Source organism: Nitrosomonas supralitoralis (assembly GCF_003011925.2).
Classification (GTDB): Bacteria; Pseudomonadota; Gammaproteobacteria; order Burkholderiales; family Nitrosomonadaceae; genus Nitrosomonas; species Nitrosomonas supralitoralis.
On record NZ_PXXU01000023.1, the window covers coordinates 1 to 23,835 of the forward strand.

Annotated in this window: 25 protein-coding genes and 2 tRNA genes; 20 read left to right on the forward strand and 7 right to left on the reverse strand. The window is 40.4% G+C overall.

The features are described 5' to 3' along the window. Positions 1-431 precede the first annotated feature (431 nt). From C7H79_RS08755 to nadB, 5 genes are all read right to left on the reverse strand, one after another. The gene (locus C7H79_RS08755; protein ID WP_106706905.1) at positions 432-1,472 is read right to left on the reverse strand and encodes an SGNH/GDSL hydrolase family protein; all 1,041 of its coding nucleotides are present in this window, start codon (positions 1,470-1,472) and stop codon (positions 432-434) included. A gap of 514 nt (positions 1,473-1,986) precedes the next feature. Further along, a complete protein-coding gene (locus C7H79_RS17655) occupies positions 1,987-2,241 on the reverse strand; it encodes a hypothetical protein (protein ID WP_147383575.1) in 255 nt (84 codons plus the stop codon). 132 nt (positions 2,242-2,373) lie between these two features. Continuing rightward, positions 2,374-2,465: transfer RNA gene (locus C7H79_RS08760), tRNA-Ser, on the reverse strand. Positions 2,466-2,550: 85 nt separating this feature from the next. Next, positions 2,551-3,024, reverse strand: a complete 474-nt coding sequence (locus tag C7H79_RS08765) for an MEKHLA domain-containing protein (RefSeq protein WP_106706906.1) — start codon at positions 3,022-3,024, stop codon at positions 2,551-2,553. A 106-nt stretch (positions 3,025-3,130) separates the two neighbouring features. Further along, a complete protein-coding gene (gene nadB, locus C7H79_RS08770; RefSeq protein WP_106706907.1) occupies positions 3,131-4,726 on the reverse strand; it encodes an L-aspartate oxidase in 1,596 nt (531 codons plus the stop codon). A gap of 276 nt (positions 4,727-5,002) precedes the next feature. Here nadB and rpoE point away from each other — a divergent pair, with 276 nt between their 5' ends. From rpoE to lpdA, 14 genes are all read left to right on the forward strand, one after another. Then, complete coding sequence (gene rpoE, locus C7H79_RS08775) at positions 5,003-5,602, forward strand: RNA polymerase sigma factor RpoE (protein WP_106706908.1); 600 nt, start codon at positions 5,003-5,005, stop codon at positions 5,600-5,602. A 1-nt stretch (position 5,603) separates the two neighbouring features. After that, positions 5,604-6,152 (forward strand): sigma-E factor negative regulatory protein, encoded by a 549-nt coding sequence (locus C7H79_RS08780; RefSeq protein WP_106706909.1) that lies wholly within the window; start codon positions 5,604-5,606, stop codon positions 6,150-6,152. Next, entirely contained in the window at positions 6,149-7,135 is a 987-nt protein-coding gene (locus C7H79_RS08785) for a MucB/RseB C-terminal domain-containing protein (RefSeq protein WP_106706910.1), read from the forward strand. The genes C7H79_RS08780 and C7H79_RS08785 overlap by 4 nt, the downstream gene beginning before the upstream one ends. Positions 7,136-7,337: 202 nt before the next feature. Next, positions 7,338-8,753, forward strand: a complete 1,416-nt coding sequence (locus tag C7H79_RS08790; RefSeq protein WP_106706911.1) for a DegQ family serine endoprotease — start codon at positions 7,338-7,340, stop codon at positions 8,751-8,753. Then, on the forward strand, positions 8,734-9,030 hold the full coding sequence (locus tag C7H79_RS08795) for a glutaredoxin family protein (protein ID WP_242447219.1): 297 nt from the start codon (positions 8,734-8,736) through the stop codon (positions 9,028-9,030). The genes C7H79_RS08790 and C7H79_RS08795 overlap by 20 nt, the downstream gene beginning before the upstream one ends. A 98-nt stretch (positions 9,031-9,128) precedes the next feature. Continuing rightward, on the forward strand, positions 9,129-10,925 hold the full coding sequence (lepA, locus tag C7H79_RS08800; protein WP_172592391.1) for a translation elongation factor 4: 1,797 nt from the start codon (positions 9,129-9,131) through the stop codon (positions 10,923-10,925). Positions 10,926-11,028: 103 nt separating this feature from the next. Further along, positions 11,029-11,832, forward strand: a complete 804-nt coding sequence (gene lepB / locus C7H79_RS08805; protein ID WP_106706913.1) for a signal peptidase I — start codon at positions 11,029-11,031, stop codon at positions 11,830-11,832. 29 nt (positions 11,833-11,861) lie between these two features. Continuing rightward, complete coding sequence (locus tag C7H79_RS08810; RefSeq protein WP_106706914.1) at positions 11,862-12,233, forward strand: DUF4845 domain-containing protein; 372 nt, start codon at positions 11,862-11,864, stop codon at positions 12,231-12,233. Positions 12,234-12,246: 13 nt separating this feature from the next. Then, on the forward strand, positions 12,247-12,960 hold the full coding sequence (gene rnc, locus C7H79_RS08815) for a ribonuclease III (protein WP_106706915.1): 714 nt from the start codon (positions 12,247-12,249) through the stop codon (positions 12,958-12,960). 43 nt (positions 12,961-13,003) lie between these two features. Continuing rightward, positions 13,004-13,897 carry a GTPase Era gene (era, locus tag C7H79_RS08820; protein ID WP_106706916.1) on the forward strand — a complete coding sequence of 298 codons (894 nt, stop codon included), beginning with the start codon at positions 13,004-13,006 and terminating at the stop codon, positions 13,895-13,897. Between the two features lie 38 nt (positions 13,898-13,935). Then, positions 13,936-14,661: a pyridoxine 5'-phosphate synthase gene (pdxJ, locus tag C7H79_RS08825; RefSeq protein ID WP_106706951.1), complete on the forward strand. Its 726-nt coding sequence runs from the start codon at positions 13,936-13,938 to the stop codon at positions 14,659-14,661. Further along, positions 14,658-15,035 (forward strand): holo-ACP synthase, encoded by a 378-nt coding sequence (gene acpS, locus C7H79_RS08830; RefSeq protein WP_106706917.1) that lies wholly within the window; start codon positions 14,658-14,660, stop codon positions 15,033-15,035. Before pdxJ ends, acpS begins: the two co-directional genes overlap by 4 nt. A 2-nt stretch (positions 15,036-15,037) precedes the next feature. Next, positions 15,038-16,090 (forward strand): beta-N-acetylhexosaminidase, encoded by a 1,053-nt coding sequence (gene nagZ / locus C7H79_RS08835; RefSeq protein ID WP_106706918.1) that lies wholly within the window; start codon positions 15,038-15,040, stop codon positions 16,088-16,090. Positions 16,091-16,183: 93 nt separating this feature from the next. Continuing rightward, positions 16,184-17,644 (forward strand): dihydrolipoyl dehydrogenase, encoded by a 1,461-nt coding sequence (gene lpdA / locus C7H79_RS08840; RefSeq protein WP_106706919.1) that lies wholly within the window; start codon positions 16,184-16,186, stop codon positions 17,642-17,644. Positions 17,645-17,700: 56 nt separating this feature from the next. Here lpdA and C7H79_RS08845 read toward each other — a convergent pair whose 3' ends face one another. Next, positions 17,701-18,156: a hypothetical protein gene (locus C7H79_RS08845; protein ID WP_106706920.1), complete on the reverse strand. Its 456-nt coding sequence runs from the start codon at positions 18,154-18,156 to the stop codon at positions 17,701-17,703. A gap of 446 nt (positions 18,157-18,602) precedes the next feature. Between C7H79_RS08845 and C7H79_RS08850 the strand changes: the two genes are divergently transcribed. From C7H79_RS08850 to grxD, 6 genes are all read left to right on the forward strand, one after another. Further along, positions 18,603-18,679, forward strand: a tRNA-Val gene (locus tag C7H79_RS08850). A gap of 288 nt (positions 18,680-18,967) precedes the next feature. Then, on the forward strand, positions 18,968-19,456 hold the full coding sequence (creA, locus tag C7H79_RS08855) for a protein CreA (protein WP_106706921.1): 489 nt from the start codon (positions 18,968-18,970) through the stop codon (positions 19,454-19,456). Positions 19,457-19,569: 113 nt separating this feature from the next. Next, positions 19,570-20,823: a glutamyl-tRNA reductase gene (gene hemA, locus C7H79_RS08860; RefSeq protein WP_106706922.1), complete on the forward strand. Its 1,254-nt coding sequence runs from the start codon at positions 19,570-19,572 to the stop codon at positions 20,821-20,823. Next, positions 20,820-21,899 (forward strand): peptide chain release factor 1, encoded by a 1,080-nt coding sequence (prfA, locus tag C7H79_RS08865; protein ID WP_106706923.1) that lies wholly within the window; start codon positions 20,820-20,822, stop codon positions 21,897-21,899. The genes hemA and prfA overlap by 4 nt, the downstream gene beginning before the upstream one ends. Positions 21,900-21,920: 21 nt before the next feature. Then, complete coding sequence (prmC, locus tag C7H79_RS08870; protein WP_309477322.1) at positions 21,921-22,766, forward strand: peptide chain release factor N(5)-glutamine methyltransferase; 846 nt, start codon at positions 21,921-21,923, stop codon at positions 22,764-22,766. 102 nt (positions 22,767-22,868) lie between these two features. Continuing rightward, complete coding sequence (gene grxD, locus C7H79_RS08875; RefSeq protein ID WP_106706924.1) at positions 22,869-23,177, forward strand: Grx4 family monothiol glutaredoxin; 309 nt, start codon at positions 22,869-22,871, stop codon at positions 23,175-23,177. An 83-nt stretch (positions 23,178-23,260) separates the two neighbouring features. On the opposite strand, the gene C7H79_RS08880 is transcribed toward grxD, so the two are convergent. Next, positions 23,261-23,680: a YqaA family protein gene (locus C7H79_RS08880; protein ID WP_106706925.1), complete on the reverse strand. Its 420-nt coding sequence runs from the start codon at positions 23,678-23,680 to the stop codon at positions 23,261-23,263. Between the last annotated feature and the right edge of the window lie 155 nt (positions 23,681-23,835).

The following is a 23,835-nucleotide window of genomic DNA, read 5'->3' on the forward strand; positions in this document are numbered from 1 at the left end:
TAAACCAATAATGACAATATCATGGCGGGATCATAGGCTTGCGAACCTTTGTTAGAATAATGGCTCGTCAACCGCGTCAAATGATTTTCCGGCAACCATTCATCTATCGACGACGGTAGCAAGTACAGCTGATGGCGATTGCAGGGCTTGAAATGCTTCGTAATGCTTTTTCAAAAATCCAGTTTCAATTTAGGACTATTTTAATAAACTGAACATCCGGATGCTTTAAGTCCGACAGACTCCTAGCATCACTGCGTTATGACTGAAAAAGTTAATAGACATCGAAACTGAACCTCCCATAATTAATTTCCGGAATGAGAATAAGCGTATCATCCCTCATCAAAGCCGCTACATTAAGTATCAGAGCTGCATTCATCTGAAATTTTTCCGAATCACGGCTAAACAATCCCGCTGTATTTTCAACTCTAGTATTAACTTTTCCTAGTTGCATACATGACTCGACTGATGTTAAATCCGGATTTCATAGTGATTTCTTTCATGCGACATGATATAAAACCAATAAAACCTAAACCTACCAACAGCATCATGTAGGTTTCTGGCTCTGGAATCGCACTTGCAATGGCTGAGGAAATAAGCGCATGCGCATGACTAGTTGGATGAAATCCGTCCCAAAATATATGTTCTTCCGGATTGGCGCAAACATCAAAAAGTAAAGAAAGACAGGCAGAATGCGCATCAGAAAAACTAAAAAGCCCCGGATTTGTTACAATATTATTAAAAACGCTGAAGGTGTCGAACTCAATAATATCTACACTTGGAAACATTAAATTCAATCCATCAATTTGCGCGTTCAACTCGGCATTGAAGCCTAGTGAAAATGCTTGAGCCTGGGAAATCAGACCTTCATTTTGTATAAAAGGGGTAAGGCTCAGATCAGGTAGATTGGGAATAAGTATATGGGTGGCTCCGATATTCGCCAGCGCGACAACATGACTCGCTATATTCTGTGCAGCGGTGATAGGAGAATCGAATGTCAGAAAATCATTTGCGCCTCCCCATACAAAATACAATGCAGTAGGATCAGCACTGCCCCCCGAAAGTGACAAATACTGCCCGAGTTCCTGTTGCATACCAGGAAGTCCAAACGACCCCGTGGCAAGAGCCGATCCTCCGTCACCATAATTACCGATGCCACTTGTCGCACCAGCAACAGCAAAGCTGAAGAAATTGGTCGGATTAGCACCACCTGGAAGTATAGAATTGGCAAGATATTCGGGAACAGTCGGGCCGTTCGAAAAATGACCATCTACATATGGCGGACAAGGATGAAAAGGATCGCAGTTACCGCCCAGTAAATTATATATACTTAAGACTGCTGAAGGATTACTGCCTGCATCCGAAAGGCTGTCGCCGAAAACATAAACACTGCTGAAGGTAGTAGTGGCCAGAACATTGACGCAAAGCAAAAAGCCACATAATAACGACGTGAGATAAATCAGGCTCCGTTTCAAATTTCATTCTCCTTTAAGGGTACAGAGTATTTGAACTTGTACTACCATCGAGCTAGCCATACCTTACATTAAACACTCTAGTATTCTCGTCGGCGACAAGATTATTTATTTTCAGCGAGGGATATTGAGAACCCTCGTATGGTGCCTAAATCGCCACAACTGGGAAAGTTACGTCCATGCTGCTGCATACGATCATTTTAATGGATGGTACCATAACTCTGAAGCTAAGCTCACGTTATCATTATATGATCTAAAACATTCATATATATCGTCAAAACAATCCGGCCAGGTGATAGGCTAAATAAAGAGATGCTTTAGCTCACCATGTTTAAGACTTCTGTACAACTGCGTAAATTTGCTGTGATAATGGGAGAAATATCCAAATGACATTAGTTGCTTGTCATTTTACGCAGAAAATTAACTCTGACACAGAGTTCTGCATAAGTTCGGTCCTGAGTTGACACTGCAATTATTTTTCTTATTTGTAAGCGTCCAACGCCGCCATCTATCTCTATCAATTATTTTTCTTTAGCAATTCAATGTAATCAGGTGGCAACGGTAGCAACTCGTCAACTCGACTATTAGACCATGTCAAATGTGTTCCGAACGGCTTTGGAAGAGCGTCGAATACGAAGGGGTATATCTGCACCCCTACAGCGCGCTTGACGACAAAACGCCAAATAAGTTTTACTTCGATGCCTGTAATGCAAAAAGCTGAGTAGGCATTAACCGCAAGATTTCCACTTAAGATATGGAAAAAATTGTCCAATCAAGGGGAACCACTTCTAATTACGTGGACTTTAGGCAAAAGCACCTAACTATTAGCATTCTTAGGATGTGGGGCATATTGTTGATTAAGTATAAAAAATACCAAATAAGTCATTGATTATAATATTTTACTTGGCGGAGAAGGCGGGATTCGAACCCGCGGTACGGCTTAAACCGTACACACGCTTTCCAGGCGTGCACCTTAAGCCTCTCGGTCACTTCTCCCAGCTTGTTGATAAACAGGGGGCAAAGAATAAACCAGTTCATGGTTTGGGGCAAATTTGTTTTACATTGAATAAATTTTAAGAAGTCAAATTGGGTCTAAATATTTCCAATTAGAGAACGTAGCGCCTTGTCCTATTTTCGTGCCGTCAGGTTTATGGATATTCCAAATGATAGCTTGGTCAACCAAAAAACGTTCTCCTATGCTGGATATTCTTACACCGCGATAATTCGAAATATAACCTTGAATTTTGGCTTGATCCAGCATGCGCGTACGCTCTTCGCGATTGGGTGGTTCGGCCGTGAGGCGAGAGGGCGTTTTAGTGAATTGCTGCCAGTCCATCACCCATAAACTAAGGGCGGCTTGATTGCCGTAATTTAATATGGGATCGGCTTCCGGGCCATGCGATGCCACTACAAACGTAGAGTTGAATAATCGCTCGGCTTGTTCCAGTGGTGTGCCAGTGCGATCAATCAGTTCCAGCTTGATCCAGTGAGCGTAACTGTCGAGTAGATGTTGGCACCATTCTACAATACTTGGATTGGCCCAGTGGAATTGCATTGCTCGCTAAGGAGGTAGGTTAAGAAGTGTATGAGTGTAACGCACGTAATTGTGAACTGACAACTGTGACATCAATTTAAGTTGATTGGGTTTTGCGTGAAGTGGCTTAATTTTCTTTTTTCAACACAGTATTTTTTGCCAGCGGCAATGTGTAAGGATAATCCTTGCTATAGTGTAATCCCCGACTTTCGTTTCGCAGCAATGCACTCCGAACAATCAGATCGGCACTATCTACTAGATTGCGTAATTCCAGCAAATCGCTGGTGACACGAAAGTTAGTATAGTATTCATTGATTTCCTCGCGTAATAGCTCAATTCTGTGTTGCGCGCGCTGCAATCTCTTCGTGGTACGCACAATGCCGACGTAATTCCACATGAAACGGCGTAATTCATCCCAGTTATGTGCAATCACGATTTCTTCATCAGCGTCTGTAACACGGCTTTCATCCCAATCCGGGAGTTTTGGCAATTCATTTGCGACTTGATTGATAATATCACTTCCTGCACTCTGGGCCAGTACCAGGCATTCCAGTAGTGAATTGCTGGCTAAACGGTTGGCGCCATGTAATCCGGTGTGTGCTGTTTCGCCGATAGCGTACAGGTTGCTCAAATCGGTTTTGCCATGCTTATCGGTAATCACTCCGCCACAAGTGTAATGAGCAGCAGGAACTACGGGGATCGGCTCTTTGGTAATATCGATACCTAGTTCCAAACAGCGGGCATAAATGGTTGGAAAATGCTCTTTTAAAAAAATGGCGGGCTTATGGGATATATCTAAATAAACGCAATCCAGCCCTCTTTTTTTCATTTCAAAGTCGATGGCACGGGCCACTACATCGCGCGAGGCAAGCTCAGCACGTTGATCATGCCAAGGCATGAAACGTTCGCCATTGGGAAGCTTTAATAAACCGCCCTCGCCACGAACAGCTTCACTGATTAGAAATGATTTTGCGTGAGGGTGATAAAGACAGGTTGGATGAAACTGAATGAATTCCATATTGGCGATTCGACAGCCTGCTCGCCAACCCATGGCAATACCGTCACCGGTGGCTGTGTCGGGATTAGTGGTGTAGAGATAAACTTTACTGGCACCACCGGTTGCTAGCACAGTATTTTGTGCAGCAAAGGTCATCACTTTATCTTTTTTCTTGTCGAGAATGTATGCACCAAAGCATCGCTTATTCGGGTGTTTTGCGAAATCAGATAATTTACCACCGGTTATCAGATCGATAGCTATGTGATGTTCTAAAACAGTAATATTCGAATGTGATCGAATTTTCTGAACCAGAGCTTGTTGTATGGCTTTGCCGGTAGCATCACCACTATGAATAATTCGTCGTGTGCTATGGCCGCCTTCCTGAGTCAAGTGGTAACCGGTTTCGCTTGCTTGGTCGCTGGTAAAAATCACACCTTGATTGATCAACCAATGAATCGCATCAGTTGCATTTTCGGTTACGAATCGTGTGATGTTTTCATCACATAAGCCGGCGCCAGCAATCAAGGTATCTTGAACATGCTGCGATGGAGAATCATCATTTGCCAGTGCGGCAGCTATACCGCCTTGTGCCCATGAACTGGCTCCTGATTCGGCAGTTTGTTTAGTCACAATGCAAACCCTGTGATGTTGTGCTAAATGTAGTGCCAGCGAAAATCCGGCTAATCCGCTACCAATAATGAGCGTATCGTAATTGTTGTCAGTCATTAAGCGAGTCTTTATTTATTATGATTAGTGGGCTGAATAATAACAGACTCGCATTGCTTCAACCGGAATACATACGGTTTACTTTCTTTGTTATACAACATTTAAATAGTGAACTAATCAGTAGGGTTAAGTGTCTTTAAAGCGATAGTCATACAATTGCATAGTTCCAGAGATTGATTTGGATAGGTATACTTGTTCTTTTGTGTCATTATGGTATCTATAATGGCGCAAAATTACGATTAACAATTTATTCAAAATGCTCAGGGATCAAGCTGTATGAGTGATCGCGAAATCGATCAACAACTAGTAGAACGAGTTCAAAGCGGTGATAAGCATGCATTTGATCTGCTAGTGATTAAGTATCAACGCAAGCTGGCTCGATTATTGTCGCAATTTATACGCGATTCAGCTGAAGTTGAGGATGTTACTCAAGAAGCTTTTATAAAAGCGTATCGGGCACTGCCATCATTTCGAGGAGATAGTGCTTTTTATACATGGCTGTATCGTATTGGTATAAACACTGCGAAAAATTTTTTAGTATCTCAAGGGCGGAAATTGCCAACCTTACAAGGTTATGATAACGAAGATGCTGAGGATTTTGAAGACAGTGGTCTGCTGAAGGAAATGAATACGCCTGAGAGTGAACTGATGAGTCAGGAAATTGCTCAAACGGTAAACAAAACGTTGGATTCATTGCCGGATGAATTACGTACGGCGATTGTTTTAAGAGAGATTGACGGATTAAGTTATGAAGAAATTGCCAATATCATGAGTTGTCCAATTGGGACGGTGCGGTCACGGATATTCCGTGCGCGCGAAGCGATTTCAGAACAATTACGTCCCTTGTTAGGGACAAGTAAAGACAAGAGGTGGTAATGTGAAAAGTAAAGTATCTGCATTGATGGATGGTGAGCTTGATCAACAGGACGTTTCCAATATTATTGAGGCCATCAAAAAAAATGGTGATTTACAGGAAGAATGGAAGACTTATCATTTGATTGGTGACACGCTCCGAAAATCATCCCGATTATCCATGAATATATCTTCCAGTGTCAGTCAAAAGTTAATAAATGAACCCACAGTCCTTTCTCCCAATGTAACAAGCATAGTAAAAAAACAGAAGCAAAAAGTATTTGCGGTTGCGGTAGCTGCTTCTGTTGTTGCAATGATTTCTGCGGGAGTAATCATGAATAATTTATATAAGCCGCAGCAAATGACAATTGCTGCACAATCGAATCAGGAAAATAACTTGCCTGCTGCTCCGATGATGGTCACATCGCCGCCTTTAATTCATAATTATTCGCATCCACCGGTTGAGATCAATGATTATCTGTTCGTGCATAGAGAATTTTCTCCGGGAGTCATGATGCGTGGGCAATCGAATAATATTCATAATATTGAATATCACGAAAGATATGGTAGATGATTAGCCGCAGTATTATTTCGTTGTTATGTTTTTTAGCAATTGGTTTTCAAGTTGCACTGGCGCAGGAGTTACCCCGTTCGTCTGAGAGCGCGCTTGAATGGTTGAGAAAAATGGCTGATGCTCCACGTCAGCATAATTATTCCGGAACATTCATTTATTATGCAGGCAATCATATAGAATCATCACGCATCGTTCATAAAACTGATGATGCTGGCGAACATGAAAGAATTGAAGTTTTGGATGGTACGCCGCGTATAGTTTTTCGCACTAACGATGAATTGAAATGTTATCTACCGGAAAGCAAGAGAATATACACCGAGAAACGTTGGTTTCGTAAATTCTTTCCAGATATACTTCCACAACCTTTTGGTAATATTGATGAGAATTATTTCATCAAAGAGGTCAGACGCGAGCGCATATCCGATCACGAATGTCAGGTTATTTCCTTGATTCCAAGAGACTCCTTACGTTATGGTCATCAATTATGGATAGATGTTAAAACGGGCTTGCTTCTAAAAACCGCTATTGTGAGAGGTACTGAGGTCATTGAGCAATTTGCATTTGCGCAACTGGAAATTGATGGAGAAATTCAATCTGATTTAGTAAAACCTGACGCATTCATGACTCAAGATGAATGGAAAGTAACTAATTTGCTGACTTCTGTCATCAAAAAAGGTGAACTAAAATGGCAGATTAATAATTTGCCAACGGGTTTCCAAAAATTGATTGAAATGAGACGTAATCTGACTGAGAAACCAGTATTTGTTGATCATATTGCCTTATCTGATGGACTTGCAACAGTGTCTGTTTTTATAGAGCCTATTATAGAAGGTGCGCCAACTCCAAAACCTGGTTTCTTTACAAGTCATGGTGCAATCAATATCTATGTGCGCGTGCTAAATGGCAATAAAATAACAACAGTTGGTGAGGTTCCATTGGAAACCATTAAATTAATTGGCGATTCGGTTTTTAAGCTTAATTAAGTTTCTGTTTGCTGAAAATTGCTTGATACTTTTTTCTAAAAAATAGGGCAACACTACCTGAGAAAACAGTTTGATTATTCATATAGTCACAATATAGCCTCGCGATTTAAATATGAATATTTTTTGCTTCATAAAACTTTGATCGTCAACCATGCACATGAACAATTATTTTTTATATACGCGTACAGTAAGGATAAGAAGCATGTTTCAATTAATGATAGTTCCATTCATTTTGTTTGTATCGGTAACCTTTGTTCAAGCTTCCGAGTTGCCGGATTTTACCGGATTAGTTGAGAAACATGGTGCTGCAGTGGTGAATATCAGTGCTGTGCAAAACACAAGCGCAATCAATAACCAAATAATCCCTGAAATACCAGGGATTCCTGAAAATTCCCCTTTTTATGATTTTTTTAGAAGACATATTCAACCTTTTCCCGGACCAAGAAAACCCGAACCAAAATCTCTAGGATCAGGATTTATTATTAGTCCCGATGGTTATATTCTGACGAATGCACATGTGGTTGAAACTGCTGATGAGATAACGGTAAAGCTTAACGATAAACGTGAATTTGCCGCTGATATTATCGGCACAGATCGTAAAACTGATATTGCGTTAATTAAAATCAATGCTGCTGATTTGCCTGTAGTTACACAGGGGAGTCCAGATAATCTCAAGGTAGGTGAATGGGTGATTGCAATCGGCTCGCCATTCGGTTTTGAACATAGTGTCACTGCGGGTATAGTGAGTGCGAAAGGGCGTTCTTTGGCACAGGAAAATTATGTTCCATTCATACAAACCGATGTTGCGATAAATCCAGGAAATTCGGGCGGACCATTGTTTAACATGAAAGGTGAGGTTGTTGGAATTAATTCTCAAATTTATAGCCGGACTGGCGGGTTCATGGGGCTGTCTTTTGCCATACCGATCAATGTTGCCACTGAAATTGCCGATCAACTAAAGATCAGCGGCAAAGTAAGTCGAGGAAGAATTGGTGTAATGATTCAGGAAGTCACCAAAGAATTGGCAGAATCTTTCGGATTAAAGGATAGCAAAGGGGCATTAGTCGTTTCTATCGAAAAACATGGCCCTGCGGATAGAGCAGGTATTAAAGCTCGCGATATTATTTTGAAGTTTGATGAAAAAGAAGTGCTGACATCTTCAGATTTACCTCGCATAGTTGGCAACACCAAACCAGGTTCAAAAGTATCTATCCAGATTTGGCGGGATAGCGCCTTGAAGACCATCAAAGTGGAGGTTGGAGAAACCCCTGTTGATGAGGCAGCAGAAAATCGCAAGTTTAAGCAAGGAAAAAAATCGGATACTTTAAATCGCCTGGGTTTGGCATTAAGTGAAATTACCGATGAGCAAAAGAAACAACTGGAGATTGCCAACGGTTTATTGGTTGAAGACATGCAATCCGGCATTGCAAGTCGTTCAGGAATTCGCACTGGAGACATTATCCTTGGCTTTAACAGTAAAGATGTGAAGAGTGTTGAGCAATTTAACAAGCTGCTTAACCAGGCTGAAAATGGAAAAAATATTGCTTTACTTGTTAAAAGAGGAGACATCACAACTTTCATAACAATGAAACTCTCCGATGATGACAAAGAAAATTAAGTTTAATCCTCATCCTCCCACCGGACAAATACAAGAACTGATTATCTATGGTCGTGAAGACTGCCATCTTTGCCAAGATATGATACTTGCTCTGCAAAAATTGCAGCAGCAGGTATCACTAGATTTTAAGGTTGTTGATATCGATTCCGATCCAGAACTGGTTGCACGCTTTGGAGATAAAATCCCAGTTTTGATTTCACCATTCACCAACCAAGAGATTTGTCATTATTTTCTCGATGTAGCAGCTTTAGATGATTATCTTGGTAAATTTCGTTAGAATGCTGCCTCCTTAATTGCCAATAAAACATTTTGGTTTCCAGCCTGGCTAGGTAAACTTTTAAAGTTGCTGGAAATATACTCTTTATATTTTAAATCTTGATGCAGCATATTCGTAATTTCTCCATCATTGCCCACATTGATCACGGCAAATCAACACTGGCGGATCGCATTATTCATCTTTGCGGTGGTTTGTCCGATCGAGAAATGGAAGCGCAAGTATTAGATTCCATGGATCTGGAACGTGAAAGAGGCATTACCATCAAAGCTCAAACGGCGGCATTGCGATACAAAGCAAGAAATGGCGAAACTTATTTATTGAATTTAATTGATACGCCAGGACATGTTGATTTTTCTTACGAAGTCTCTCGTTCTTTGGCCGCATGTGAAGGTGCGCTATTAGTGGTTGATGCTTCTCAGGGAGTTGAAGCACAAACCGTCGCTAATTGTTATACAGCGATAGAACAAGGTGTTGAAGTTATCCCAGTTTTAAATAAGATTGATCTTCCGGCTGCTGATCCGGCACGCGTTATCAGCAACATTGAAGAAGTAATTGGAATCGATGCACAGGATGCAATCAAAATCAGCGCAAAAACGGGAGAGGGTATAGAAGATGTATTAGAAGCTTTGATTGTTAAAATACCCGAACCGAAAGGTGACCCGAATGCGCCTTTAAAAGCACTAATCATCGATTCCTGGTTTGATAATTATGTCGGTGTCGTGATTTTGGTGAGAATAATGGACGGTGTGGTTAAACCCGGCGATAAAATATTACTGATGGCCAGCAAAGCGGTGCAATTGTGTGAGCAAGTTGGTGTATTTGTACCAAAATCAACTTTTCGCGATTCACTGGGTGCTGGAGAGGTCGGCTTTATTATCTCGGGTATCAAAGAACTGAATATCGCAAAGGTTGGCGATACAGTAACTTCGGCAAATCATCCTGCGGAAAATCCTTTACAGGGCTTTAAAGAAATAAAACCACAAGTATTTGCCGGTTTATATCCAGTAGAATCCAATCAATATGATGCATTGCGTGCAGCATTGGAAAAATTGAGATTGAATGATGCTTCACTCCATTTTGAACCAGAAGTGTCTCAGGCACTGGGTTTCGGTTTTCGTTGCGGTTTCCTTGGGTTGTTGCACATGGATATTGTGCAGGAACGACTGGAGCGTGAATACGACATGGATTTGATTACAACTGCACCAACTGTTGTTTATCAAGTACTGATGCGGGATGGTACAGTTATTGAAATTGAGAATCCGTCAAAAATTCCGGATCTTTCTAAAATTGCCGAGATTCGCGAACCGATTATCACATCAACTATTATTGTGCCGGAAGAATATGTTGGCGCTGTGATTACGCTGTGCGTCAGCAAACGTGGCAACCAGACGAATATGCAGTATATGGGCAAGCAAGTCATGCTGACTTATGAAATGCCGCTGAATGAGGTTGTCATGGATTTTTTTGATCGACTGAAATCAACCAGTCGTGGTTATGCTTCTTTGGACTATGAGTTCAAAGAATTTCGTGCATCTGATTTAGTGAAACTTGATATATTGATTAACAGCGACAAGGTCGATGCATTGTCTTTGATTATCCATCGAAGTAGCAGTCAATATCGAGGGCGTGAATTAGTGCAAAAAATGCGCCAATTAATTCCGCGTCAGATGTTTGATATTGCTGTACAAGCAGCGGTAGGCGCACATATTATTTCACGCGAAACTGTTAAGGCTTTACGAAAAAATGTGTTGGCAAAATGCTACGGTGGCGATATTTCGCGCAAACGAAAGTTGCTGGAAAAACAAAAAGCAGGTAAAAAGCGAATGAAGCGGGTTGGTAATGTGGAAATTCCTCAAGAAGCATTTCTAGCAATTTTGCAGGTTGATAATAAATAATGATGAGTAGAGACAATTTTTTTTTCCTTGAGCTTAGGCTGAATCTAGATTCTCATAAAATAATTCAAAATAGTATCAATTGCTTATATTCAAAGGAAATTACATGAATTTTCCTTTGATACTTTTTATCCTGCTTGTTATTACTGGCAGTATTTGGCTATTAGATATTATTTTCTGGAAAAAAAAGCGTGAACCAAATGAGAATGAGCCTTGGTGGATCGAATATCCTAAAAGCTTTTTTCCTATTATTTTGATTGTTTTTAGTCTGCGTTCTTTCGTAATCGAACCATTTAAAATCCCATCAGGCTCAATGATACCTACACTTTTGGTGGGTGATTTTATTCTTGTAAACAAATATGTCTATGGCATAAGGTTGCCTGTCATTAATAAGAAAATTTATGATATGGATAAACCCAAACGTGGAGATGTGCTGGTTTTTCGTTTTCCAGAAGATTCATCTATAGATTACATCAAACGAATTGTCGGATTGCCGGGGGACGTTATCACTTATCATGATAAGCAACTAATTATTAATGGAGAAGTGATAAGAATGGAGTATGAAGGAGACTATAAATATATAGAATCCGGGCTAGGGTATATATATTCCGATCGTTATTCAGAGTATTTAAACGATGAGAGTCATTCCATTATTATTAATCAAGACATTAGAGGTGTACAATTTTCGAACGTTCGGCAATTTCAATTTCGTGATAACTGCAAATATCGCCGTACAGGATTCACTTGCGAAGTGCCGGCTGGGAATTATTTTACTTTAGGTGACAATCGTGACAGTAGCAGTGATAGCCGTTACTGGGGATTCGTTCCTGAAGAAAATATTGTTGGTAAGGCGTTCATGATTTGGTGGAATTTTGGAGATCTTGGCCGTATTGGATTGTCGATTAAATAATCAGTTTTTTTATCAATGAGGTGAAAAACGTGAATTATCACAAGAAGTCACTAAAACAAAAAGGCATTGGCTTGGTTAGTTTGTTAATGTGGTCAGTGGTTCTTGTTTTAATTGCGATCACTAGCTTGAGAATTGTACCCGCTTACCTAGAATATTCTTCGATTAAAAAAAACTTAACTGCTGTCGCCAGAGATACGAGCCTGCAAAATATGAATTTAAACCAAATCAGATTGGCATTTAGTAGGCGTGCTCAAATTGATGATATTAAATCTATTACTAGTCAAGACATTAGAATAAATAAAGAAAATGGAGAAATTGTTTTGAGCGTTGATTACACAACAAAGATTCCGCTTTTTTTCAATATATCTTTAAACATTGATTTTCAGGCAAAAAGTAATTAATCCTAGAAAGATTATGCAAAATGAAGCGATCTCAAATAATACTCAACAGTTACTGGATATATTTTGTAAACGTTTAGGATATTGTTTTTCTCAACCCCAATTACTTCAAACGGCGTTAACCCACAGAAGCCATAGTGCCCCCCATAATGAACGTCTCGAGTTTCTGGGTGACGCGATTTTGAACTGCGTAATCTCAGGAATAATTTACCAACATTTCCCAGAATCGCCAGAAGGGTATTTGTCCCGGCTTCGCGCTAATTTTGTGAATCAAAAGGCATTGTCAGATATAGCGCTTAACTTACAAATAGATAAACTACTCAGATTAGGTGAGGGTGAGTTAAAAAGTGGAGGTTGTCATCGTCCATCGATTCTTGCAGATACATTTGAAGCTTTATTAGGTGCTATTTATTTGGATAGTAATTATGCACAAGTGGAAATAGTAATTACGTCGATCTATTTACCTTTGATGCAAGCTATTGATATTAAATCACAGGCTAAAGACTCCAAAACTTTATTGCAAGAATTTTTACAAAGCCAGAAACTATCATTGCCAGAATATATTGTGATTACAACCAGTGGTAAAGCACATAAACAGAAATTTCAAGTGGAATGCGTGATTTCTACATTAAATATTCGAACCGTAGGTGAAGGAACAAATCGTCGGAGTGCAGAACAAATGGCAGCTAGGTTGGCCTATGAAGAAATTTGTTTGCAGCCTGCACATTGATAATGTTTAATCATTTTCTAATTACTACTCATAACATCACAGAATGACGACTCCTGCCAATTTTCGCACTGGATACATAGCAATTATTGGTCGCCCCAATGTAGGTAAATCAACATTATTAAATAAGTTGGTGGAACAAAAAATCAGTATTACATCGAGAAAAGCACAGACAACTCGTTTTAGAATAAATGGCATTTTAACGGATCAGCAGACGCAATTTGTCTTTGTTGATACTCCTGGCTTTCAAACTCATTATAGCAGTGGCTTAAATACCGCAATGAACCGGGTGGTCACTCGCAGCATGCAAGAGGTGAATGTTATATTGTTTGTAATTGAAGCACTACACTTTGATCAGCGCGATATTACAGTATTCAAAATAATCCCTGATAACATTCCAATTATTTTAGTGGTCAATAAAATAGACAAATTGACAGATAAGAATAGACTACTGCCATTTCTGAATGAAGTAGCTCAACAAGTTAAAATTTCCGACATTATTCCAGTGAGCGCGATGCATAAGATTCAACTACCTGAGCTGCTTAATACCATTCGCAATTATTTACCCATTAGCCAGCCTTTATACAATAAAAATGAAATAACGGATCGCAGTGAGCGTTTTCTGGTTGGAGAATTTATCCGTGAAAAATTATTTCGCTTGGTTGGCGACGAAATTCCCTATTCTACCAGCGTGGTGGTCGATCAATTTAAGTTCGAAGACAATGTGTGCAAAATTTATGCCACCATTCTGGTTGATAAACCCAATCAGAAAGCAATTATTATTGGAAAAAAGGGCGAAAAGCTTAAGCAAATAGCAAGTCAAGCACGTAAAGACATGGAGTTGTTGCTTGGAGAAAAAGTGTATCTGGAAGTTTGGGTTAAAGTTAAAAGCGGTTGGGCTGACAGTGAAAGTGTGTTAAGAAATCTGGGTTATGAATAGTACATCTAGAATTCTATGCATTTTTGGAGTCTTTTATGATGATTGAATTAGGGGTTAATATTGATCATGTGGCGACGCTGCGACAAGCGCGGGGAACAATATATCCCGATCCAGTCGAAGCGGCATTGATTGCCGAATCTGCCGGAGCGGATGCAATCACTTTGCACTTGCGCGAAGATCGACGCCATATTCAGGATATCGATGTGGATATTTTGCGCAATCGGTTAACGACCAGAATGAATCTGGAGAGTGCAGTAACCGATGAAATGATCGCCATCGCGCTGAGAATCAAGCCTCACGATATTTGCTTAGTGCCGGAAAGGCGAGAAGAATTAACTACAGAAGGTGGTCTCGATGTGCTAAAGCACTTCGATCAGATCAAACGTGTTTGTCAAAAATTGAGAGAAGCTGGAATACGTGTTTCATTGTTCATTAATGCGGATCCAGCACAAATTGATGCAGCGGCTCGAACGGGTGCGCCTGTCATCGAAATTCACACTGGAAGTTATGCCGATGCACATTCAATTGAAGTACAAGAAAAACGCTTTATCGAAGTGAAGCAAGCCGTTGCTCTGGGTAAAAATCTGGGTTTAAAAGTCAATGCCGGGCATGGTTTGCATTATCAGAATGTTCAAGCCATTGCGGCTATCCCTGAAATTTCGGAATTGAATATTGGCCATGCAATAGTTGCGAGAGCTATTTTTGTTGGATTTAAACACGCCGTACAGGAAATGAAACAGCTCATGCTCGAGTCGCGTAAATGATCTATGGGATTGGAACCGATATAGTTGAATCTGCCAGAATTGCGCAATCACTGGGTCGTTTTGGTGAACGCTTTGCACATCGTATCTTAACCGAAAGCGAGTTGCAGGAATATGGATCGAGCAGCAAACCAGTGCTTTTTCTGGCTAGTCGCTTTGCTGCTAAAGAAGCATTATCGAAAGCGCTAGGTACAGGATTACGGCATCCGGTTAACTTCACATATATTACGATTACCCATGATAGTTTAGGAAAGCCATTTTTTTTGTTTCATCCTGAACTCAATCAATTCTTTTCTGATCAAGGAATTACGCAACATCATCTTTCAATTAGCGATGAGATCAATATGGCTTGTGCTTTTGTCGTATTGGAGAAATAATCGTGTTACTTGGACCAGTGATGCTCGATATTGCCGGAACACAACTATCAGAGGACGATATCATAAGACTGTCACATCCGCTTACAGGTGGTGTCATTCTTTTTACCCGTAATTATATAAATCATCGACAATTGACTGAACTGACGCAGCAGATACATGCGTTGCGGAGCCCGCATTTACTGATTGCTGTCGATCATGAAGGCGGGCGTGTACAACGTTTTCGTGATGATTTTACAAAACTGCCCGCAATGCGCGAATTGGGAAGAATCTGGGATAAACAACCAAGCCGTGCTCGGCATCTTGTGAAACAAGTCGGGTTTGTTCTGGCTGCGGAGTTAAATGCTTGCGGTGTCGACTTTAGTTTTACACCGGTGTTGGATCTTGATTATGGGCAAAGTTCTGTAATCGGTGATCGTGCCTTCCATCATGATTCCAATGCTGTTTACGATTTGGCCTATAATTTGATGCTTGGACTTAAAAAAGGGGGCATGCCAGCAATAGGAAAACATTTTCCGGGCCACGGCTATATTCAGACCGATTCTCATTTGGAAAAATCAATTGACTCACGCCGATATAATGATATTGAAGCGAACGATTTAATTCCATTTCAACACATGATCGACGCGGGGTTGGTCGGAATCATGTCAGCGCATGTTATTTATCCAGAAATCGATTCCAAACCTGCCGGTTTTTCAAAAATTTGGCTCCAAAACATTTTGCGCGAGGAATTGCGATTCGATGGATGCATTTTCAGTGACGATTTAAGTATGCGTGGCGCTGGAGATTATTTGGAATCTATGCTATCACGCGCACAAGCTGCACTCGATGCAGGTTGCGATATGATATTGGTTTGCAATAATCCTGCAGGAACCGATCAAATTTTGAAAGGATTGCAGTGGGAAATGTCAGCAACAAGCCTTTCTCGATTTGCACGTATGCATGCTAAAAATCACATAGGCTCGATGACAAAGTTACGTGAAAATGGAGATTATGTTCGAGCAGTACGCGAAATTAGTATTATTGGATGCGAGAGCGGTGAATTGCCATTACAGTAAGCTTGCATTCATCTGTCAGAGCAAACTATGAGCAGCACATTTTGTTTTACTTTAAAATTACCTCTTATCAGAAATTTTACATAAGGTTTAATCATGTCAGAAACATTTGATGTTGCAGTCATTGGTGCTGGTCCAGGTGGCTATGTGGCGGCGATCCGTTGTGCGCAGCTAGGTTTGAGCACGGTTTGCATTGATGAATGGAAAAACTCTAAAGGTAAAGCGAGTCTTGGCGGTACCTGTCTGAACGTCGGCTGTATTCCCTCCAAAGCATTATTGGAATCTTCTGAGAATTATTTCCAGATTCAGCACAAGAGCTCTGTGCATGGAATATCTGCAGAAAATATTTCTGTAGATATTCCGGTCATGATTGCGCGCAAAGACAAAATTGTCAGTACGTTTACCGCCGGTATTACTTCACTATTCAAAAAAAATAAGATTAAATCGATGCATGGCAGAGGAACGCTGCTGAACCTCGAAGTATCTGCCAATGCTTGGCAAATAAAAGTTGACGATAACGGTAATGTTGAAACAATCCAGGCAAAACATGTCATTGTTGCGACTGGTTCGATACCACGGCAATTATCTTTTACACCGATCGACAATGAAATGGTTTTGGATAATGCTGGCGCTTTAGCATTAAAGCACGTACCGAAGCGGTTGGGAGTCATCGGTGCGGGTGTAATCGGTCTTGAAATGGGTAGTGTATGGTGTAGATTGGGTGCAGAAGTTACTATTCTTGAAGCGATGCCGGGATTTTTGATGGCAGCGGATGAACAGATTGCTAAAGAGGCAAAAAGTATATTTACCAAAGAGCCTGGTTTACGAATTAATACCGGTGTCAACATCAAATCAGTTAAGGTATCAGATAACTCTATAGTTGTTGGTTACAGTGACTCCAACAATCAAGATCAGGTCATGGAAGTTGATAAGTTGATCGTGGCAATCGGTCGTATTCCGAATACTAATGGATTGGGTATAGAAGAAAATGGTTTGGCAGTGGATGAACGTGGATTTATCGTTGTTGATGAATACTGCCGCACTAATCTGACCAATATATACGCAGTAGGCGATGTGGTTCGCGGCCCTATGTTGGCGCATAAAGCATCTGAAGAAGGAGTGGCTGTTGCTGAAATGATCAAACATCTTGAAACAAGTCAGGCCAGTACGAGTGAAGCAATTGATTTCAATACGATACCTTGGGTAATTTATACGGCACCGGAGATTGCGTGGGTGGGAAAAAATGAACAGGAATTAAGAGCAGCTGGCATTGCCTATAAAGTTGGTCAGTTTCCATTTATTGCGAACGGACGTGCGCGTGCTATAGGCGAGACCAGCGGGTTTGTAAAAGTCTTAGCAGACGAAAAAACTGATCGTGTATTGGGTGTTCATATGATTGGCCCGCAAGTTTCTGAACTTATTTCAGAGGCAGTTATGGCAATGAAGTTCTCTGCCAGCAGTCAAGATATTGCCAGTATTGTTCATGCTCATCCGTCTTTATCGGAAGTACTTCATGAAGCTGCACTTGGCGTGGATAAGCGTGCTTTACATATCTAACAACTAAATAGCACAGCAATGACTTATCCAAGCTCATCGATTTTTTCTAAGCCGATTTAAATGCAATTATTTTTGTCTGGATCAACACTGCATGACCATTGCAGTTGATGAATGCCACCAGCTTTATTGACTAAATAATCGGCTCTCAATTGTTTATTTTGCTCTACAGTTAATGAGGCCTTCTCAGGTATAAATCGTTCTTCGCTCCAAAACCTGATTCTGCAAAATTCATTCTTAGGGTTACAAAGCCTATTGATAGCAGCGCTATAGATCGTTTTATCAGTGTACTTACTATGCTCAACAAGCACCATATGAATAATTTTCCCCGAAGTACCTAATTCCACATTACGAACTACCCGCCACCCAATGCCGCTTGCCAATTCCGAAGAAGAATCAGCAGTTGATTCATTCTGCTCATGTTCATGTTCATGTTCTTCGTTACCATGAGAAAAAACACTAAGCGGTAGGACGAGTAGTGTTGATAAAAAAAAGCTCAATAAAAATTTATGCATAAATTCTCCTCAGCAAAATGTTAATTCATTATCTATAAATATATAATTCTTAATGTGTTTCTAACTAATTGCTTCCAGTTTGATTGTCACTTAAACTGGATGATTCTTGCAGCGAGCGAGTATACTAGAAAATCTGAGTATGAACATTATAGACAATATAATTTTGCTGATAAAGCATGCCGCATTTAAATGAATCCGGTATATAAATTATGATAAGTTGATTCTGCAATAACTGTACAACTTATTGATAATAATTTATATTATTATGCATGACATTGTACTTCTGCATGTTATTTCTGTAATGCCATCAAACTTCATTATTTTTCTTGTGTTTTTACAAAATAGAGCTTTAAACAAAAATTTAATAATTTTTATAGTGAGTCAATTAACCAATTTCAATTAATTATTTGTAGCAGTTAATTGTTTCGGTTAGAATCGATTTTTTTAGGCGCGTAGCTCAGTTGGTTAGAGCACCACCTTGACATGGTGGGGGTCGTTGGTTCGAGTCCAATCGCGCCTACCAATTATCAATTGATAACCTTCTGTTATTTACGATTGCATTTGGCTATATAAGTTAATCTCATATATCCAAGTTACGCATCACTTCAAGAACTATCATAAGAATGGAATGACGGCATTAATAAATCTTGACTAATGCTTCAAAGGATTGACAAATATGAAAATAGCGCAATTCCAAATACTCAATGAGAGTAGTCACTGATAATATGTTTGTAAAGCAAAACAAAGAATCGGGGTTAAATAGAAGCAAAATTAGTTATAACGGCTGCTCAATTTTGTCAGGAGAAAAATTATGCGAAGTTTAAATATAGTAAATACCAGGAAATTATTAGGTGCATTGTTGATCTGTATCTTAACTGGCCATGTGGTGGCAGAAGAAATTGGTAGCGTTTCAACTAAATTTAAACTTTTAGGTGCAAATGATAAAATTGTAATTGAAGCATTTGATGATCCAGATATTGCAGGAGCAACTTGTTATCTAAGTCGAGCCAAAACAGGAGGTGTCAGTGGCGTCGTAGGAATTGCTGAAGATACGTCAGATGCCTCAATCTCATGCCGACAGATCGGGCCGATTTCTTTATCAGAAAAAATAAAGAATGGCCATGAGGATGGTGCTGAAGTTTTTAAAAAAAGTACATCCTTATTATTCAAATCGTTGCAAGTAGTACGGTTTTATGATTCAAGAAGAAATGTTCTGGTTTATTTGGCGTATAGTGACAGAATTATTGAAGGATCACCAAAAAATAGTATTTCGATAATTCCAATTACGCCATGGCATTAATCAAATTAAGCCAATGAAAATAAATTAATTGCATTGATGGTATTTAAGAAAGCCTAATATTATAATTACTAGTTATTTCTTACTAAATGTTTACTTTAGCAACATTATCTTCCATGCAATTATTTGCTTTTGGAATTAATCACAACACTGCGCCGCTCGATGTGCGCGAGCAAGTTACTTTTCCCGAAAATACGATGGAGCATGCGTTACGCGATTTGGTTGGACGAAATCAAATTAAAGAAGCTGCTATTGTGTCCACTTGTAATCGCACTGAAGTATATTGTTGCACCGAAAGACCTGAAGATGCTGTCATATGGCTTGCTGATTTCCACCATTTGCAAACTCGCGAATTAGAGCCCTATATCTACAAGTTGCCACGTGAACAGGCAGTAAAACATGCGTTTCGAGTTGCTAGTGGATTAGATTCGATGGTATTGGGCGAGCCACAAATACTTGGGCAATTAAAGAATGCAATTAAATCTGCAGAACATGCCGGCACATTAGGTTTATTACTACATAAGCTATTTCAACGAACTTTCTATGTGGCCAAGGAAGTTCGAACCTCGACTGAAATCGGTACTAGCTCTGTATCTATGGCGGCTGCGGCTGCACGCCTAGCTGAACGGATTTTTGGCGATATAAGTGAGCAGCGTATTTTGTTTATCGGCGCTGGTGAAATGATTGAATTATGTGCCAATCATTTTGCTGCACGTAGTCCCAAAAAAATTACAGTTGCCAATCGGACTACTGAGCGTGCTGAAGCATTAGCCAATCGTTTTAGTGCACAGGCCATTACTTTAAGTGAGCTGCCAGAGCAATTGGCGCTACATGATATTGTAGTGACTTGTACAGCAAGCCCACTACCGATACTCGGTAAAGGTATGGTCGAGCGCGCAATTAAAATACGCAAACATCGACCAATATTTATTGTTGATCTTGCTGTGCCGCGTGATGTTGAATCTGAAGTTTCAGAGCTTGATGATGTTTTTCTCTACTATGTCGATGATCTATCTGAGATCGTTAAAGAAGGACTAGATTCACGACTGAATGCTGTTACACAGGCCGAAACTATTATTGATTCGAATGTGGTTGATTTTATGCGTTGGTTTGCTACGCGTGAAATGGTTCCAACAATTCGCGCATTACGTGATCAAGGCGAACGTTACCGCCGCCATGAGTTGGCTCGAGCCACAAAATTGCTAGAGAAGGGCGAAGACCCGAAAAAAGTTATCGAAGCTCTGAGTAACAGCTTAACAAATAAATTCTTGCATGTGCCTTCCAATGCTTTGAACCAAGCAGCAGCTAATGAACGCGAGGAGCTAGTCGAGCTAATTAATCGGCTATACCAACTGCATCGTCCACAATGAACAAAAATATCACGGAGCGACTCACTCGATTGAGTGTGCGTTTGGACGAATTAAATCATTTGCTGAGTAGTGAATCTGCGACAGCAGATTTGGATAATTATCGTAAACTTACGCGCGAGCATGCTGAAATTGTCCCGATTGTTGAACTATATCGAACTTATCAGCAATTCGAACGCGATGTACAAACTGCGCGAGAGATGCATGCGGATTTGGACATGCGCGCATTTGCTGAAGCTGAGATTCAAACTGGCAAAGAAAAACTTACTCAGATTGAATCGGAAATTCAAAAGCAATTACTCCCGAAAGATCCCAATGATGAACGCAATATTTTTCTGGAGATTCGCGCGGGAACAGGTGGAGATGAGTCCGCTTTGTTTGCCGGAAACTTATTTCGCATGTATTCACGTTATGCGGAAAGACAACGCTGGCAGGTGGAAATTATTTCTCAAAGCCTATCAGAAATCGGTGGCTATAAAGAGATTATTGCCAAAATCATTGGCCATGGCGCTTATTCTAGGCTTAAGTTCGAATCAGGTGGTCATCGGGTTCAGCGTGTACCTGTAACTGAAACTCAAGGTCGTGTACACACCTCTACATGCACCGTAGCGGTTATGCCCGAAGCCGACGAAGTAAGTGAAGTAATTCTAAATCCCTCTGAATTACGTATTGATACTTTCCGTGCTTCTGGTGCTGGTGGTCAGCATATCAATAAAACCGATTCTGCCGTACGCGTGACACATCTGCCCACTGGGATCGTTGTAGAATGCCAGGATGGTCGTTCTCAACACAAAAACAAAGCGCAAGCGTTGAGCGTATTGGCGGCGCGCATCCATGACAAACAAATGCATGCACAGCATGCTGAGCAAGCTGCTACACGCAAATCACTAGTGGGTACCGGTGAGCGCTCAGAGCGGATTCGTACCTACAATTTTCCCCAAGGGCGTGTAACCGATCATCGTATCAATTTGACTCTTTATAAAATGGATCAGATTATGGATGGGGACATTGATGAACTTTGTTCTGCACTTATCTCTGAGCATCAAGCAGAATTATTGGCTGCATCAGTACAAGACTAATCATACGAGTTGATATTCTGAATGACTGGTATGCAACCTGTAACGATTTCACAAGCTTTAGATCATGCAAATACGTTAATCGACAGAATAGATGCAATTCTGCTGCTGCAGCAGGTGCTCGTTGTAAGCCATGCCTTTTTGCTGACTTATCCAGATCAAATACTGACTGCACAGCAATTCAATCAATTTTCTAACCTAGTTCAGCAGCGTATCGAAGGCGTTCCAGTAGCCTATTTGATTGGAGAGCGTGCATTTTTCGATCTGACTTTTAAAGTTACAGAAGCGGTTTTAATTCCTCGCCCTGAAACTGAGTTATTGGTTGAATGGGCACTCAAACTGTTATCACCTAATAAATTTTGTAAAATATTGGATTTAGGAACAGGTAGTGGGGCGCTTGGAATCAGCATTGCCTCGCTTCGTCCTCAATCTCAAGTCATTGCTGTTGATTTGTCACCAGATGCTATCAATGTCTGCCGCAGAAATGTTGAAAATCTGAAAGTAACTAATCTGAATGCCATTTGCGGGAATTGGTTTGATGAACTTTTAGGTCAAAAATTTGATCTGATAGTATCAAATCCACCTTACGTGTCTGAAGATGATCCTCACTTACAGCAAGGTGATTTGCGTTTTGAACCCAAAATGGCTTTATCAGCAGGTGAACACGGTATGTCTTGTATTACTCATATTATCAATGAGGCACCCAGTCATTTGAGTAATGATGGGTGGTTATTGTTGGAACACGGCTATGATCAGGCTGAAACTTGCAGGCAATTGTTACGTGATAAGGATTTTAGTAATATTTGTTCCTACCCGGACTTGGCTGGCATAATGCGAGTAAGTGGTGGTCAATTGAATTTATCAAAGTAAACCATAAAATCACATTATGGTACTAATGTATTAATTAAAGACGTTGTTTTCTTGTTTTTCTGTATAAACTTTTTGGAATGATATTTTGGAGAAATTAACACTATGAATGTTGAAGATTTAATCGAACAACAAATTACTACACATCCGGTCGTGCTTTATATGAAGGGCACTTTAGATCAACCGCAATGCGGTTTCTCAGCGAATGCCGTTAATATTCTTAAAGCTTGCGGTGTTGATAGTATTTTTTCGGTAGATGTGCTGGCAGATCCTGGAATCAGGCAAGGTATCAAAGATTTTTCTAACTGGCCTACTATCCCCCAGCTATATGTGAATGGTGAATTTATCGGCGGCTCGGATATCGTGACTGAAATGTATCAATCCGGAGAATTGCAGAAACTATTTGAGAACTAATCTCAATATAATCACTTAGCAACGATTCAGTTTGCTTACATCGATGAGCGACTGAATCGTGCATACAGACTTCTTGTATCGATTTAATTAAGCGCAGTTGCAATAACCCAATAACGGACAAATTTACCTGCCGCAATAAATAATAACGCCCATAGCCAATTAGCTCGCAACCACCCAGCAGCCACGCATAACACATCTCCAATCAGTGGCGTCCAGGATAATAGCAAAATAGGGGTGCCATGTTGACGCACCCACTCCAGTCCTCGCTTACTGCCTCCCAATTTTTTGTGCAATGCTTCTTCATCTGGCAGCAATCGGCCGATGAGATAAGAGCTCATTCCGCCTAAGGTATTGCCGATAGTTGCCAATATAAGCGCTTGCCAATGCAATTCAGGGTATGCCAACAAGACGCCAACCAAAACCGCTTCAGATCCACCAGGAAGCAGTGTGGCAGCGAGAAAACTGCTGGTAAATAATGCCAACAGGCTAGATTGTTCATCCATGACACGACTCAAAAAAAGTGTTCTAGTTTAGCTGGATATTTTGGAAAGCGCTGAAAAAACTATTTTCAGCAAGAATCCGGCAAGCATTCGTATTATTGGTGTAATGATCTATCAATCTTGTTTGATTGATGTTTGGCTAGCTATGAAATATCCTG